The sequence below is a fragment of the Streptomyces hainanensis genome, assembly GCF_004348415.1.
Taxonomy (GTDB): Bacteria; Actinomycetota; Actinomycetes; order Streptomycetales; family Streptomycetaceae; genus Streptomyces; species Streptomyces hainanensis.
In genome coordinates this window covers 1-13,212 of record NZ_SMKI01000205.1, presented here as the reverse complement: position 1 = coordinate 13,212, position 13,212 = coordinate 1, and the positions used below count along the sequence as shown (strand labels likewise).

12 protein-coding genes and 2 pseudogenes are annotated in these 13,212 nt (G+C 74.4%); 7 read left to right on the top strand and 7 right to left on the bottom strand.

Annotated features, from left to right (window positions below; all coding sequences use genetic code 11):
- Positions 1 to 158 precede the first annotated feature (158 nt).
- A complete protein-coding gene (locus E1283_RS19520) occupies positions 159 to 695 on the top strand; it encodes a DinB family protein (protein WP_132819379.1) in 537 nt (178 codons plus the stop codon).
- Between the two features lie 21 nt (positions 696 to 716).
- Here E1283_RS19520 and E1283_RS19515 read toward each other — a convergent pair whose 3' ends face one another.
- Genes E1283_RS19515 through E1283_RS19505 form a run of 3 tightly spaced genes read right to left on the bottom strand, consistent with a single transcriptional unit; the run spans position 717 to position 4,235 of the window.
- Positions 717 to 3,248 (bottom strand): FtsX-like permease family protein, encoded by a 2,532-nt coding sequence (locus E1283_RS19515; RefSeq protein ID WP_132819378.1) that lies wholly within the window; start codon positions 3,246 to 3,248, stop codon positions 717 to 719.
- A 4-nt stretch (positions 3,249 to 3,252) separates the two neighbouring features.
- Positions 3,253 to 3,993: an ABC transporter ATP-binding protein gene (locus E1283_RS19510; protein ID WP_132819377.1), complete on the bottom strand. Its 741-nt coding sequence runs from the start codon at positions 3,991 to 3,993 to the stop codon at positions 3,253 to 3,255.
- Positions 3,990 to 4,235 carry a hypothetical protein gene (locus E1283_RS19505; RefSeq protein WP_132819376.1) on the bottom strand — a complete coding sequence of 82 codons (246 nt, stop codon included), beginning with the start codon at positions 4,233 to 4,235 and terminating at the stop codon, positions 3,990 to 3,992. Before E1283_RS19505 ends, E1283_RS19510 begins: the two co-directional genes overlap by 4 nt.
- Before the next feature lie 238 nt (positions 4,236 to 4,473).
- Between E1283_RS19505 and E1283_RS19500 the strand changes: the two genes are divergently transcribed.
- On the top strand, positions 4,474 to 5,889 hold the full coding sequence (locus E1283_RS19500) for a protein kinase domain-containing protein (RefSeq protein ID WP_132819375.1): 1,416 nt from the start codon (positions 4,474 to 4,476) through the stop codon (positions 5,887 to 5,889).
- A gap of 68 nt (positions 5,890 to 5,957) precedes the next feature.
- On the opposite strand, the gene E1283_RS19495 is transcribed toward E1283_RS19500, so the two are convergent.
- Together E1283_RS19495 and E1283_RS19490 are read right to left on the bottom strand one after the other, a co-directional pair.
- Positions 5,958 to 7,688: a cellulase family glycosylhydrolase gene (locus E1283_RS19495; RefSeq protein ID WP_243744954.1), complete on the bottom strand. Its 1,731-nt coding sequence runs from the start codon at positions 7,686 to 7,688 to the stop codon at positions 5,958 to 5,960.
- A gap of 121 nt (positions 7,689 to 7,809) precedes the next feature.
- Complete coding sequence (locus tag E1283_RS19490; protein ID WP_207930456.1) at positions 7,810 to 8,472, bottom strand: inorganic diphosphatase; 663 nt, start codon at positions 8,470 to 8,472, stop codon at positions 7,810 to 7,812.
- Positions 8,473 to 8,740: 268 nt separating this feature from the next.
- Here E1283_RS19490 and E1283_RS19485 point away from each other — a divergent pair, with 268 nt between their 5' ends.
- Together E1283_RS19485 and E1283_RS19480 are read left to right on the top strand one after the other, a co-directional pair.
- A complete protein-coding gene (locus E1283_RS19485; RefSeq protein WP_132819374.1) occupies positions 8,741 to 9,379 on the top strand; it encodes a ClpP family protease in 639 nt (212 codons plus the stop codon).
- Positions 9,380 to 9,381: 2 nt separating this feature from the next.
- Positions 9,382 to 9,984, top strand: coding sequence for a ClpP family protease (locus E1283_RS19480; protein WP_132819373.1), 603 nt, complete (start codon positions 9,382 to 9,384; stop codon positions 9,982 to 9,984).
- Positions 9,985 to 10,070: 86 nt separating this feature from the next.
- Here the strand turns inward: E1283_RS19480 and E1283_RS19475 are convergent, their stop codons facing one another.
- Together E1283_RS19475 and E1283_RS19470 are read right to left on the bottom strand one after the other, a co-directional pair.
- A complete protein-coding gene (locus tag E1283_RS19475) occupies positions 10,071 to 10,502 on the bottom strand; it encodes a helix-turn-helix domain-containing protein (protein ID WP_132819372.1) in 432 nt (143 codons plus the stop codon).
- A 4-nt stretch (positions 10,503 to 10,506) separates the two neighbouring features.
- Positions 10,507 to 11,022 carry an Lrp/AsnC family transcriptional regulator gene (locus E1283_RS19470; RefSeq protein ID WP_132819371.1) on the bottom strand — a complete coding sequence of 172 codons (516 nt, stop codon included), beginning with the start codon at positions 11,020 to 11,022 and terminating at the stop codon, positions 10,507 to 10,509.
- Positions 11,023 to 11,137: 115 nt separating this feature from the next.
- Here E1283_RS19470 and E1283_RS19465 point away from each other — a divergent pair, with 115 nt between their 5' ends.
- The 3 genes and pseudogenes from E1283_RS19465 to E1283_RS39910 form a co-directional block, all read left to right on the top strand.
- Positions 11,138 to 11,569 (top strand): nucleoside deaminase, encoded by a 432-nt coding sequence (locus E1283_RS19465; RefSeq protein ID WP_207930457.1) that lies wholly within the window; start codon positions 11,138 to 11,140, stop codon positions 11,567 to 11,569.
- A gap of 79 nt (positions 11,570 to 11,648) precedes the next feature.
- Positions 11,649 to 12,164: pseudogene (locus E1283_RS39915) on the top strand (ATP-binding protein); the annotation flags it as partial.
- Positions 12,165 to 12,695: 531 nt separating this feature from the next.
- A pseudogene (locus E1283_RS39910) lies at positions 12,696 to 13,007 on the top strand (helix-turn-helix domain-containing protein); the annotation flags it as partial.
- Positions 13,008 to 13,212: the final 205 nt, after the last annotated feature.

The following is a 13,212-nucleotide window of genomic DNA, read 5'->3' as shown; positions in this document are numbered from 1 at the left end:
GCGCTGATCGGGTCGGGAACTCCGGTCGGGAACTCCGGTCGCGTACCCCGGGCCTATTCCGGACAGGAACTGACCTGAACGGCGCCTAGTGTCGTCCTCGACAGGCCGGCCGGCGGCCCGCGACCGGCGGACAGCGATCACACGAGGCGGAGCACCCCATGACCGTTCAGGACCCCACCATCCCCGTCGGAGAGCGCGCCGACCTGCTGGAGTCGCTGGCCAGGCACCGGTACTTCCTGCGCCACACGGTCCGCGACCTCACCGACGAGCAGGCGGCGGAGCGGACCACCGTCAGCGAGCTGTGTCTGGGCGGCCTGGTCAAGCACGTCTCCGCGCAGGAGCGGGGCTGGATGGACTTCATCCTGGAGGGCCCCTCGTCCATGCCCGACTTCGCGACGATGTCCGAGGCCGACTGGGCCGAGCACGCCGAGGAGTTCCGGCTGCTGCCCGGCGAGACCCTGTCCGACGTGCTGGCCGAGTACGCCGAGACGGCCCGCCGCACCGACGAGCTGGTCGCCACCCTCCCCGACCTGGACGCCGGCCACCCGCTGCCGAAGGCGCCCTGGTTCGACCCGGACGCCCGCTGGTCGGCCCGCCGCGTGCTGCTGCACATCATCGCGGAGACCTCCCAGCACGCCGGCCACGCCGACATCGTCCGCGAGGCCCTGGACGGCGCGAAGACCATGGCGGAGTGACCACGCCGCCCGGTGCGCCCGCTACTCGCGGCCGGCCAGGGCCTCGGCCGGCGGGGTGCGGAGCGCCCGGCGGGTGGGGAGCTCGGTGGTGAGGAACGCGATCGCGGCGACGGTGAGCGCGGTCGCCGGGAGCAGCCAGGGCGGGCCGGCCGGCCAGGGCCGGCCGAGGAAGCCCTGGCCGAGGAGGGCGAGCGGCACGGCGGCCAGCGCCAGGCCGGTGGCGAGGGCGGCCACGGTGATCAGGGCGGCCTCGCGCCGCATCATGGCCCGGATCTGGCGTGGCGTGGTGCCGATCAGGCGGAGGGCGGCGATCTCCGAACGGCGTTGGGCCGTGGTGGCGACGAGCTTGTTGGCGATGCTGAGCAGCAGGTAGCCGAGGAGGACCACGATCACGGCCAGGTTGAGCCAGACCTCGGGCGGGGCCTCGCCGCCGGTGTCGAGGGCGGTGGCTTCGAGGGCGAGTCCCGGCCGGTCGCCGACGAGTTCGGCGAGGGCCGGCCCGGCGGCCGGGTCGTCGTCGGTGCGGACGAGGAGGCTCTGGTCGAGTCCCGTGGTGGTGTGGCCGGCCGCCAGGTCGCGGGAGACGGCGACCGGGCCGAAGCCGAGGCCGCGGTCGTAGACGGCGACGACGGTGGGCCGGACGGGGGTGCCGTCGCCGAGGACCAGCTCGATCCGGTCGCCGGGTTCGGCGCCGCGGGTGCGGGCGGCGTCCTCGCTGACCGCGACGGTGTCGCCGGTGAGGTCGGCCAGGCTGCCCGACCGCACGTCGAGGTCGAGGACGGCCGGCGCGTCCCGGTCGAGGACCAGCGCGGACGAGGTCTCGACCTCCGGCTCGCCGAACATCCGGTAGGTCCAGATCACGGTCGTGGTGGTGAGCGGGACGGCCGCCCTCACCCCGGGGGTGGCCCGCACCGCGGGCAGCACGTCGGGGGGCAGCCCGCCGAGCGCCGGGGCGGTCAGGCGGTGTTGGGCGAGGGTGCCCGTCTCGACGTCGTCGTCGGTGGCGGCCAGCACGGTGGTCTGGGCGAGGACGTAGGTGAGGACGAAGGCGACCGCCATGGCCAGGGTGCTGACCACCCCGGCCAGCCGCAGGGCGTAGCCGCGGACGTTGGCCGCCGCCAGCCAGGTGGGGGCGGAGACGCCGGGCCGCAGCCGTCCGGCCAGGGTCTCGCTGGCGCGTCGGACCAGGGCCGGGCCCGCCATGGCCAGGCCGATCGCCCCGACGATGCCGGCCAGCGAGGTGCCGGCCGCGCCGATCGCGCTGCGCGACAGCAGCGGCGCCACCGACAGGGTGGTGGCGGCGGCGATCACCAGCAGGCCGGCGCCGGTGCGGGCCCGGGACGGGGTGCGGGGTTCGACGCGTGACTCGGCGACCGCCTCGGTGGCCGGCATCCTGGAGGTGCGCCAGGCGGCGCCGCGCGCGGAGAGCTGGACGACCAGGCCCACCAGGAGGACGGTGGCCAGCGCGGGGAGCGGGCCGACGGCGAGCGGCAGGGCCTCGGGCAGCACGCCGCGGTCGGCGAGTTCGGCCCGGAGCAGTTCGGCCAGCGGGTAGCCGAGGGCGATGCCGGGCACCGCGGCCATGGCGGCGATCACGGTGGCCTGGGTGGCGGCGAGGTGGCGGATCTGCCGGGGGGTGGCGCCGACGGCCCGCATCAGGGCGAGTTCGCGGCGTTGCCCGGCGACGGAGACGGCCAGCGCGCCGGCCATGGCGAAGCCGGTGACCAGCAGGATGACGCCGGCCAGTGAGCCGGCCAGCAGGACCAGCAGGGAGCGCGAGGCGGCCGCCCCTGGCGCGGCGAGGTCGCCGCGGTCGGCGCCCTCGACCACCGTGAGGCCGGCGTCGTCCACCGTGTCGCGGACGGCGTCGGCGACCTCGGCGGCGCGGCCGGGTTCGGCGCGCAGGCCGATCAGGTCGACGGTCCCCGCGCGGTCGGGCGAGACGCCGGCGGCCAGTTCGGCGGCGGTCGGGTCGGCGAAGAGGATGCCGGCACCCGGCGTGTCGACGAGGGCGGTGACGCGGTGCGCGGCGGGCTCGCCGGCCACGACGACCGGGACCCGGTCGCCGACCCGCACGTTGGCGGCGGCGGCGAGGTCGGCGTCGAGCGCGACCTCGCCGGCACCCGTCGGCGGCGCGCCGTCGACCCGCGGGTCCTCGACCAGCCCGGTGGAGGCCCAGCCGTGGCCGGCGGTGCCGGGGTCCTCGGTCGGCACGACCCGGCCCTCGGCGTCGACGAGCGCGGCGGGGAAGCCGAGGTCGCCGACGGCGGCGGTGACGCCCGGCACGTCGGCGAGCCGGCCGACCAGGTCGGCCGGCACCCGGCCGCGCTCGGGCAGCGCGATCGGCAGGTCGCCGGCGGGGCGGTACGTCTGGTCGGCGGCGACCACGACGTCCACGCCGCCGAGCCGGCCGGCCGGCAGGTGGGAGCGGAGCCCGGACTCGGCGAGCACGCCGGTGCCGGTGATCAGGGCGGCGCCGCCGAGCACCGCGCAGGCGACGGCCGACAGCGCGCTGATCCGGCGCCTGGCCATGTCCGCCGCGAGACGCAGCATGGGGCTAGTTCCTTCCGAGGGTGACGAGGCGGTCGGCGAGTTCGGCCGCGCCCGGCTTGTCGAGGGTGTCGACGACCCGGCCGTCGGCCATCACCAGGGCGCGGTGCGCGCGGGCGGCGGCGCCCGGGTCGTGGGTGACCATGACGACGGTCTGGCCCAGCTCGTCGACGAGGTCGCGCAGCAGGTCGAGCACCTCGTGGGCGGTGCGCAGGTCGAGCGCGCCGGTCGGCTCGTCGGCGAACACGACGGCCGGCCTGGCCACCAACGCCCGGACGATGGCGGCCCGTTGCTGCTGCCCGCCGGAGAGCTCGGTCGGGCGGTGCGCGAGCCGGCCGGCGAGGCCGACCCGCTCGACCAGCGTGGTCACCCAGTCGCGGTCGGGGGCCCGGCCGGCCAGCCGCAGCGGCAGCGTGACGTTGTCCGCGACGCTGAGCGAGGGCACCAGGTTGTAGGACTGGAAGACGAACCCGACGCGCTCCCGGCGCAGTTCGGTCCGCCGGGTCTCGTTGAGCCGGCCGATCTCGTGGCCGTCGATGGCGACGGAGCCCTCGCTGGGGACATCGAGCCCGGCGGCGCAGTGCATCAGCGTGCTCTTGCCGGAGCCCGAGGGGCCCATCACGGCGAGGAACGTGCCGCGTGCCACGGTGAGCGACACGTCGTCCAGCGCCCGCACCCCGCCCTGGTAGGTCTTGCTGACGTGGGTCAGGGCGATCGCGGGTGCCGGTCCGGTGGCGGCGGTGCTCACCGGCGCGACCGCACCCGGAGCACGATCAGGGCCGCGCCGCTGACCAGCGTGACCGCTCCGGTGGCGAGGTTGACGAGCGTCGAGGCGCCGGCCAGCGAGCCGACGGTGTTGCCGGCCGCGCTGACCACCAGCACCAGCCAGAGCAGGGCGGGCAGCGGCCTGGTGCGGTGGGCGGTGCCCGCGACGGGCGGGTCGGGCGGGCCGGGCGCGGACTCGGGGGTGAGGCGGTAGGGGTCGGTCATCTCGGGCTCCCGATGCGGCGGTTGGGCTGTCGGGACCGACGCTAGTCAGCGGGATCGGCGCTGCCGATCCCCTCAGCCACCCGGTTCGCACTACAGCCAGCCGTACCTGTCGCCCGGCGGAATTGACAAGCAACTGCTCTGACACGAAAGGCTGTTGAGTGACGGGCGGGGCAGGGGCGAACCGTAGTCTTGGCCGCGTTCGTCTTGTCGTGCACAGCACCCCGGCCGAGGAGTGGCCTTGGATCTAGTCATCACCGTGATCGCCAACATCGTCGGTCTGCCACTGCTCATCGTGCTGGGGATCATGGCGGCGAAGTCGGTGCCCAGCGGGCAGGTGTTCCTCGTCGAGCGGTTCGGCCGCTACCACCGCACGCTGAAACCGGGGTGGCACGCGGTCATCCCCTGGATCGAGAAGGTCACGCACCGCGTCGAGACGCGGCTCCGGGTGGTGCGGATGACGTCGGCGCCGGTGGCCACCAGGGACGGCGGCCAGCTGAGCATCGACATCACCCTCTACGTGCAGGTCTTCGACCCGAACCAGGCGGTGTACGACGTCGCCGACCACGAGCAGGCGTTGGAGCGGCAGGTCCACAACTCGGTGCGGGCGCACATCGGTTCGATGGACCGGGAGCAGGCGCTGGGGTCGCGCACCGAGATCGGCACCACGCTGCACGAGGCGTTGAGCGCGACGGCGGCGGGCTGGGGCGTGCGGATCGACCGGATCCTCGTCGACCCGGTGGACATCGCGCCCGCGTCGGGATCCGGCCGGGCGCCGGCCGCCGTGGAGACCGGGCAGTGGCCGCTGGAGCACGGCGACCCGCGTCGGGTCGGCGCCTACGACCTGGTGGCGCGGCTCGGCGAGGGCGGCATGGGGACGGTGTTCCTCGGCCGGTCGGCGGACCAGCGGCTGGCGGCGATCAAGGTGATCCAGGGCCGGTTCGTGGCCGACGAGGCGTTCCGGCGGCGGTTCGCGCGGGAGATCGACACGGCCCGGCGGGTGGGCGGCGTGCGTACCGCGGCCGTGGTGGACGCCGACCCGGCGGGCGACCCGCCGTGGCTGGCCACCGAGTACATCCCCGGCCCCTCGCTCCAGTACGTGATCAGCCGGCAGGGCGCGCTGCCCGCGCCCACCCTGTACATGATCGCGGGCGGTGTCGCGGAGGCGCTGCACGGCATCCACGGCTGCGGGATCATCCACCGCGACCTCAAGCCGAGCAACATCATCGTCTCCGAGGGCGGCCCCCGGGTCATCGACTTCGGCATCGCCCGCACCGCCGACGCCACCGCCCTGACCCGCACCGGGCACGTCGTGGGCACGCCCGGGTTCCTGGCCCCCGAGCAGCTGACCGGCGGCGCCGTCACGGCGGCCACCGACGTGTACGCCTACGGCATGGTGCTGTGTCACGCCGGCGGCCTCGCGGCGCTGTTGGACGGGCAGCCCGTCGAGGCGGCCCTCGGCATGCTGCCGGCCGGGCTGCGGGATCTCGTCCAGGGCTGCCTGGCACCCGATCCCGCCGCCCGGCCGACCGTGCCGGAGATCATGGAGCGGCTGGCCAGCCCGTGGTCCGCCACCGTCGACGCCTGGCTGCCGCCGCCGGTGCGGACCATGATCGACCTGCACGCCGCCGCGACCCAGCCGGCGGCACGGTCGTAGCCTCGCCGGTCGCCACGCCCGGGTCGCCACGCCCGGGTCGCTACGCCCCGGTCGCCTCGTCCCGGTCGCTACGCCGGCGCGCCGGTGACCGTGGAGCCGGTCCTGGTGAGGGTGTAGCGGACGGTGGTGCCGCTCCAGAAGTGGAAGGTCAGGGTGACCGTGGAGTTGTCGCGGACCTCGGCGAAGAACGCGCTCGGCAGGGTGATGTCGCCGCTCGTGTAGTTCGGCGAGAAGGCCGCGCCGAACTCCTTGTACGAGGTCCAGTTGTGCGGCCCCGCGAAGGTGCCGTCCGGGTAGACGGCCTCCATGGTGGCCAGTTGGTCGCCGTTGAAGGCGGTCGGCACGGTCAGCCCGTTGGTCGTGCCGCTGGCGGCCCGCGGCGTCGGCGGATCGTGGACGATGACGTTCAGCTCCCACGGCACGCCGCGCGAGAAGCGGGCGGAGAGCACGGCGTTGACGCCGTACCGCTGGGAGGCGGTGAGCCGGGCCAGGGTGGGCCCGGCGAGGGTGAGCCGGTCACCGCTGACGGTGTAGTCGGTGCCCCGCACCAGCTGCGTCGAGCCGTGGTGGACCGAACTCAGGGTGTTGCCGTTGAGGTTGAGGGCGATCGTCGCGGCGGCCGGGGTCTGGCCGCGGCGCACGAAGACCTGGTCGGTCGCGGCGGTGGACGAGGCGGTGGTCCAGCTCGACCTGATCTGCCGGAACAGGGCCGGGTCGTTCCACTGGAGCGTGGTCCGGTTGAAGTGCTGGCCGTTGTCCCACAGCATCGTGGTGAGCTGCCGGGAGCGCGCGTAGTTGCCGAGGAACTCGAAGAACTTCAGCTTCTCGCCCTGCTCGATGACGCCGGTGTGGCGGTCGAAGCCGAGCAGCCCGTACTCCCCGAGGATCACCGGGATGCCGCGGGCGGTGAACGTGTTGTACACCCGGTCGAAGGTGTCGGTCAGGTCGCGTTGGGTCTCCGCGTCGAAGCGGGTGTAGCCGGCGACGTTCACGCTGAACGGCCAGAAGCCGTAGAAGTGCACGGTCGCGACCAGGTTGGGGTCGTTCAGGGCGGTGAAGGTGCTGGTCAGCTCGTCGAGCCTGGCCTGGTCCGCGTTGGTGCGCAGGGTGGGGAGCACCAGGACGCGGGTGGCGTTGTTGCCGCCCGACCGCCGGACGATGCCGTGGAAGGCGCTGTTCAGCTCGTGCAGCAGCTGGGCGTTCTGCGCGTCTCCCGAACTGCCCTCGAAGTACGGCTCGTTGATGCTCTCGAAGAGGACCCGGTCGGACGAGCCGCGGAAGGTGTTCGCGATCTGCGTCCAGGTGGCGGTGTAGCGGGCGAGCACGGCGTCGTGCTGGGTGGGCAGGTTCATCACCCACTGCCACGAGTCGTGGTGGACGTTGACCAGGACGTACAGCCCCTCGGCCACCGCCCAGTCCACGACCTCCTTCACCCGGGCCAGGTACGCCGCCTCGATGGTGTACGAGGGCGCGGCGCCCTGGTGCTGGCTCCAGGTCACCGGGATCCGGACGCTGTTGAAGCCCTGCGCCCTGATCGAGCGCAGCAGCTCCCTGGTGACCCGCGGGTTGCCCCAGGAGGTCTCGTCCGAGCCGGTGGAGTCGAGGGTGTTGCCCAGGTTCCAGCCCGGCTGCATGGCCGCGACCGTGGACTGGGCCGAGGTCACGCCGACGCCGGGGCCGGGCTCCGCCGGGGGGCCGGCGCCGGTGTCGGCGCGCGCGGCGGTCGAGGTCACCGCGAGCGCCAACGTGATCAACAGGGTGGTCAGGGCCGCTAAGACCCCTTGCGAACGGCTTCTCACGGTCGTCCTCCGTATCGACGGGTTCCGTTCCTGGTGGTGGGCGGCACCCGGGGGACGCTAACGATCGAACGTCGTTCGCGTAAGCGGTCGGACGACGATGGGCCGAACGTCGCGGCGGACGTCAGTCGCAGGCGCTCCGGTAGGCGCGGATGGCGTCGCGCACCTCGTTGCGGGCGCTCCTGGCGTTGTCGAAGCCGTCGAGCTCGACGTTGTTCCGGCCGTCGGGGAGCGTCTTGTAGACGGCGAAGAACTGCTCGATGCGCTGCGCCTGCATGTCGGGCAGGTCCCGGATGTCGTCGATCTCGGCGTAGTCGGGGTCGATCTCGTCGGCCGGCACCGCGACGATCTTGTCGTCGTCCTCGCCGTCGTCGACCATGTTGAGCACGCCGATCGGCCTGACCTCGATCTGGACGCCGGGGTGCAGCGGCTCCCTGGTGAGGACCAGCACGTCGAGCGGGTCGCCGTCGCCGCCCTGGGACCGCGGGATCGAGCCGTAGTTGCCCGGGTAGGCCACCGGCATCGACTGGAAGCGGTCGACGATGATCTGGCCGGTCTCGGCGTCGACCTCGTACTTGGTGAAGCTGTCCTGCGGGATCTCGATCATCGCGTAGAACGTCGAGGTGTCCTCCGGCTGCGGGAAGCCGAAGGGGTGGGTGGGCTCGAAACACCGCTGGTCGCCGGAGGCCGAGGCGGCCGAACCGTCACGTGCGGCGGCGGAGGTGTCCGCGAAGGCCGTGGTGGTGACGGCGGCTCCGGCGACCACGGCGACGGCGGAGAGTGTCACCAGGACACGTGTACGGGAGAACGGGCTCGGCATGGGTTTCCTTCCTGAGTGCCCGGCAATGTCACAGATGGGGAGGTTCGCCCCCCGTCGCGTCCGCACGGGGACCGGGGAGAATCCGGAAGCCGAAGTTCCGGTGACGACTCCGGAGGCCGGGGTTCCGGACGGTTCTGCCGACAGGAGATCTGCCGCCAGCCGAGATCCGCGCCGCGCGGGGGCCGGGCGCCCCAGGGTGGAGGGAGAACCCGACAACCCCCGACAGGGAGGACCGATGACTCCACCCGTGCCCATGCCCGTCAGGGCGGCGGACGGCGACACGCCGCCCAGCCAGTTCGACGACCATCTGGCGGCCCGCCTGCTCTCCCAGCGGATCGTGCTCCTCGGGACCCAGGTGGACGAGGTCTCGGCGAACCGCGTCTGCGCCCAACTGCTGCTGCTCTCGGCCGAGAACGCCAGGGCGGACATCAGCCTCTACATCAACAGCCCCGGCGGCGCGGTGCACGCCGGGCTCGCGATCTACGACACCATGCGGCTGATCCCCAACGACGTCGCCACGCTCGTCATGGGGTTCGCCGGCAGCATGGGGCAGTTCCTGCTCACCGTGGGCGCGGCCGGCAAGCGCTACGCGCTGCCCAACGCCCGCGTCATGATGCACCAGCCGTCCGCCGGCGTCGGCGGGACGACGGCGGACATCGAGATCCAGGCCCAGAACCTGGAGCACACCAAGCGGACCATCGAGCGGATCACCGCGGAACACAGCGGCCAGTCGCCGGAGACCATCTCCCGGGACGGCGACCGCGACCGCTGGTTCACGGCCGAGGAGGCCAGGGAGTACGGGCTGGTCGACCACGTGCTGGCCTCGCTCGACGACGTCCGGCCGGAGGGCACGCAGCGGAGGACGGGGTTCTAGCCATGGGTCAGTACACGATTCCCACCGTGGTGGAGCGCACCCCGAACGGCGAGCGGGCGTACGACATCTACAGCCGGCTGCTCTCCGAGCGGGTCATCTTCCTCGGCACCGAGATCGACGACGGCGTCGCCAACGTCGTCATCGCGCAGCTGATCCACCTGGAGTCGGCGAGCCCGGAGCGCGAGATCTCGATCTACCTCAACTCCCCCGGCGGCTCCTACACCTCGCTGATGGCCATCTACGACACGATGACGTACGTCAGCGCGCCGATCTCCACGATCTGCGTCGGCCAGGCCGCCTCGACGGCCGCGGTGCTGCTGGCCGGCGGCGACCCGGGGCGCCGGGTGGTGCTCGAACACGCCAGGGTGCTGCTCGGGCAGCCGGCCAGCCGGGGGCGGCAGGGCACGGTCTCCGATCTCGCCCTGGAGGCCAAGGAGATGGTCAGGATCCGGGCCCAGGTCGAGGAGGTGCTGGCCAGGCACACCCCGCACGACATCGCCACGCTGCGGGCGGACATGGACCGCGAGAAGGTGTTCACGGCGGAGGAGGCGGTGGCCTACGGCCTCGCGGACCAGGTGCTGACGCGGCGGCCGCCGATCGGCTGAGCCGGCCCCGGCCCCGGCCCCGGCCCCGGCCCGGCGCGCCGGGCCGGGGCTGGGGCGTCGGCTCAGGCTCAGGCTCAGGCTCAGGCTCAGGCCGCCAGGCTGAGGCGGCCGTCGTGCGGCGCGGCGGGCCCGGGGCGACGGCGCGCGGCGAGCGAGCTGACGGAGGTGACGGAGGTGACCGGCGGCGCGAGCCGACCGTGGGCGCGGACCAGCAGCTCGGCGAGGCTCAGCCCCAGGGCGCGGGCGACCGCCGCCAGGACCTCGGACGACGCCTCCTTCCGGCCGCGCTCCAGCTCGGAGAGGTACGGCATGGAGATCAGGGCCGCCTCCGACACCTCCTTGAGGGTGCGCCGCTGGGCCTGCCGCTCGTGGCGCAGCACCTCGCCGATCAGGTGCCGCCACAGCGGCTCCCTGTCCCGGCGCGCGCGGGGGGTCGTCGGAAGGCGGGGCATCGGAAGGACCTGGGCCGGCCGCGGCCCGGCCTGGTCGGGGACCTGCTCTGGGGCGTCGTCGCTCATCTCCTCAGGGTAGGAACGCGGCGCCCGCAGCGGAGCCGTCGTGCCCTCCGCCCTCCGCGAACGCGGCGGGGCCGGCAGGGCCGGCGGGGCCGCGGAGGGGGAGCGGCTGGCTGTAGACGAGGTTGGTGGTGACGCCGCCGAACCGGGCCAGCGCGTCCGCGACCTGCTCCAGGTGGGCCATGGAGGCGGCCGCGACCCTGAGCAGGTAGCAGTCGTCGCCCGTGGTGCGCAGGCACTCCAGGATCTCGGGCCGCTCGGCGAGCAGTTGGCGCAGGGGCTGGTGGCTGCTGCCCGGGTACCTGAGGCGGATCACGGCCAGCAACGGGAAACCGGCCAGCCCCAGGTCCACGGTGGCGTGGTAGCCGGTGACCACGCCCAGCGCCTCCAGGCGCCTGACCCGCTCGGTGGTGGCGGAGGAGCTGAGGCTCACCCGGCGGCCCAACTCGGCCAGCGGGATCCGGCCGTCGCGCTGGAGCTCGGCGAGGATGGCCCAGTCGGTGGCATCGAGATTCACGGCCATACGGCCAGAATACCGGGAGATCCACGGTGGTTGGCGGCCGATGCCGGTCGATCCGCCTTCCGCGCGGTGGGGTCGCCGGATAGCCTCGACGCGTGCGAAGAGGCGAGGGGAAGCGATCATGACCACCGATGACGAGCGGCTGCTCCGCAGGGCGATCGCGTTGGCCGCCGAGGCACGCGCCGGCGGCAACCCGCCGTTCGGCTCGCTGCTGCTCGGCCCGGACGGCCGGGTCCTGGCCGAGGAGCGCAACTCCAGCGTCACCGACCGGGACATCACGGCCCATCCGGAGCTGAAGCTGGCCCGCTGGGCGGCGCGCGAGCTGTCGCCGGAGACCGCGGCGGGCACCACCATGTACACCAGCTGCGAGCCCTGCGGGATGTGCGCCGGCGCCCTCGCGCGGTCGGGCCTCGGCCGGGTGGTCTTCGCGCTGGCCACCGAGCAGTTGACCGAACTCAGGCCGCCCGGCACCGGCTTCCCCGCCGTGCCCGCGGTCGGCCCCGCGCTCTTCGACGAGGCCCGGGTGCCGGTGGCGGGCTACTACGGCTGACCACCATGCGATCTTCCGCTCGTGAAGGTCGCGTGACGTCGTATTGAGTGGCGGCCGGTGAGTCGATCAGTATTGATCGGTGCTTGGCATAGCGGACGGCCGTCCCCCACGTGAACGTCGCCGCCCCGTGGTGGGCCGGGCCGGCCTGCTGGCGCGGGCCGGTGACCGGCTGCGCCACGGCGGCGGGCTGCTGCTGACCGGGCCGGTCGGCATCGGCAGATCCACGGTGCTCGACGCGCTGGCCGACCGGGCGGACCGGGACGGCGCGCTGGTGCTGCGCTGCGCGCCGGCCCGGGCCGAGTCGGAGCTGCCGTTCCTGGCGCTGATCGATCTCCACGACCAGCTGGACGAGTTCGGCCTGGCCGCGGTCGAGGCGCTGCCGGCCGCGCAGCGCGCCGCGCTGGAGACGGCGCTCACCGGCGGGCCGGTGGCCGTCCACCTGCGGCAGGGCGAACTCGCGCTCCGGCTCGCGGTGTTGTCGCTGCTGCGGACGCTGGCCCGGCGTGGCGGGCCGGTGTTGCTCGCCATCGACGACCTCCAGTGGCTCGACCGGCCGAGCGCCGAGCTGCTGGCCTTCGTCGCCCGCCGGGTGCGCCGGCTGCCGATCGGGGTGGTGGCCACCGTCCGTACCGAGCTGACCGGGGGCGAGACCACCCCGCGTCTACGCGCATTGCCCCAGCCGGCCGAGGAACTCCCGTTGCCGCCACTGGAGTTCGGGTGGCTGGCGGAACTGCTCGACCGGCACGGGGTGGTGGGGCTGCCCGCCCCTGCGCTGCACGAGATCCACCGCACCAGCGGCGGCAACCCGGGGTTCGCCCTGGACCTGGCCAGGGCGGCGGCCGGCGGCGTCGCCGCCCCGCGCCCGGGCGAGCCGCTGCCGCTGCCCGCCCGCCTGCGGGCGGTGGCCAGGCGGTCGCTCGGGCCGCTGTCGCCCGGCGCCCGCGAGACGCTGCTGCTGGCCAGCCTGGCGGTCCCGGCCGGCCGGGACGGCGGGGTGGCGCCCACCGTGGAGCTGCTGCGCGCCGCCGGGCGGTCGGCCGCGGCGGCCGAGGTGGCGGAGGCCGTACGGCTGCGGGTGGTGCGTCCGCTGACCGCGGACGGGGTGGTGCGGTTCGCCCACCCGCTGCTGCCGGCGGTGCTCCGCGCCGAGGCCCCGCCCGACCGGCGCCCGCCGGCCCCCGCCACCGCGGCGGGCCGGCGGCCGGCCGCGGCGCCCGGGGGCGCCGGGGGCCCGTTCGCGGTGCTCGCCGAGATGGAGCGCCGGGTGGTCGGCCTGGTCACGGAGGGCGGCACCAACCGCGAGATCGCCGACCGGCTGTGCGTCAGCGTCAAGACCGTCGAGTCCACGCTGACCCGGGTGTACCGCAAGCTCGGCGTGCGCTCGCGGGTGGACGTGGTCCGGCTGGCGGCCGGCTCCGGCGCGGGCGCGCCGGCCTGAGCCGGCGCGCGACAGCGGGTTTTCCCCATGTGGGGGTCCCGAGTCGACAGCCGACCGGGGCCCGAGTATGGGGAGTTCCCCACTTGGGCCGGGAACTCCCGGGCGGCTAGCGTGAGGAGATCATCCGTCGCGTCACGCTCCCCGCGCCACGCGGCCGTTCGCGCGCGGCGACGACGCCCGCGCCTCCCCCGACCCCCTCTTCTTC

What these genes read in the sequence shown, in the direction of transcription:
- E1283_RS19485 (WP_132819374.1), top strand. Translation starts at nt 8,741, where the DNA reads ATGACTCCACCCGTGCCCATGCCCGTCAGGGCGGCGGACGGCGACACG.
- E1283_RS19470 (WP_132819371.1), bottom strand. Translation starts at nt 11,022, where the DNA reads ATGGCCGTGAATCTCGATGCCACCGACTGGGCCATCCTCGCCGAGCTC.
- E1283_RS19520 (WP_132819379.1), top strand. Translation starts at nt 159, where the DNA reads ATGACCGTTCAGGACCCCACCATCCCCGTCGGAGAGCGCGCCGACCTG.
- E1283_RS19475 (WP_132819372.1), bottom strand. Translation starts at nt 10,502, where the DNA reads ATGAGCGACGACGCCCCAGAGCAGGTCCCCGACCAGGCCGGGCCGCGG.
- E1283_RS19480 (WP_132819373.1), top strand. Translation starts at nt 9,382, where the DNA reads ATGGGTCAGTACACGATTCCCACCGTGGTGGAGCGCACCCCGAACGGC.
- E1283_RS19505 (WP_132819376.1), bottom strand. Translation starts at nt 4,235, where the DNA reads ATGACCGACCCCTACCGCCTCACCCCCGAGTCCGCGCCCGGCCCGCCC.
- E1283_RS19515 (WP_132819378.1), bottom strand. Translation starts at nt 3,248, where the DNA reads ATGCTGCGTCTCGCGGCGGACATGGCCAGGCGCCGGATCAGCGCGCTG.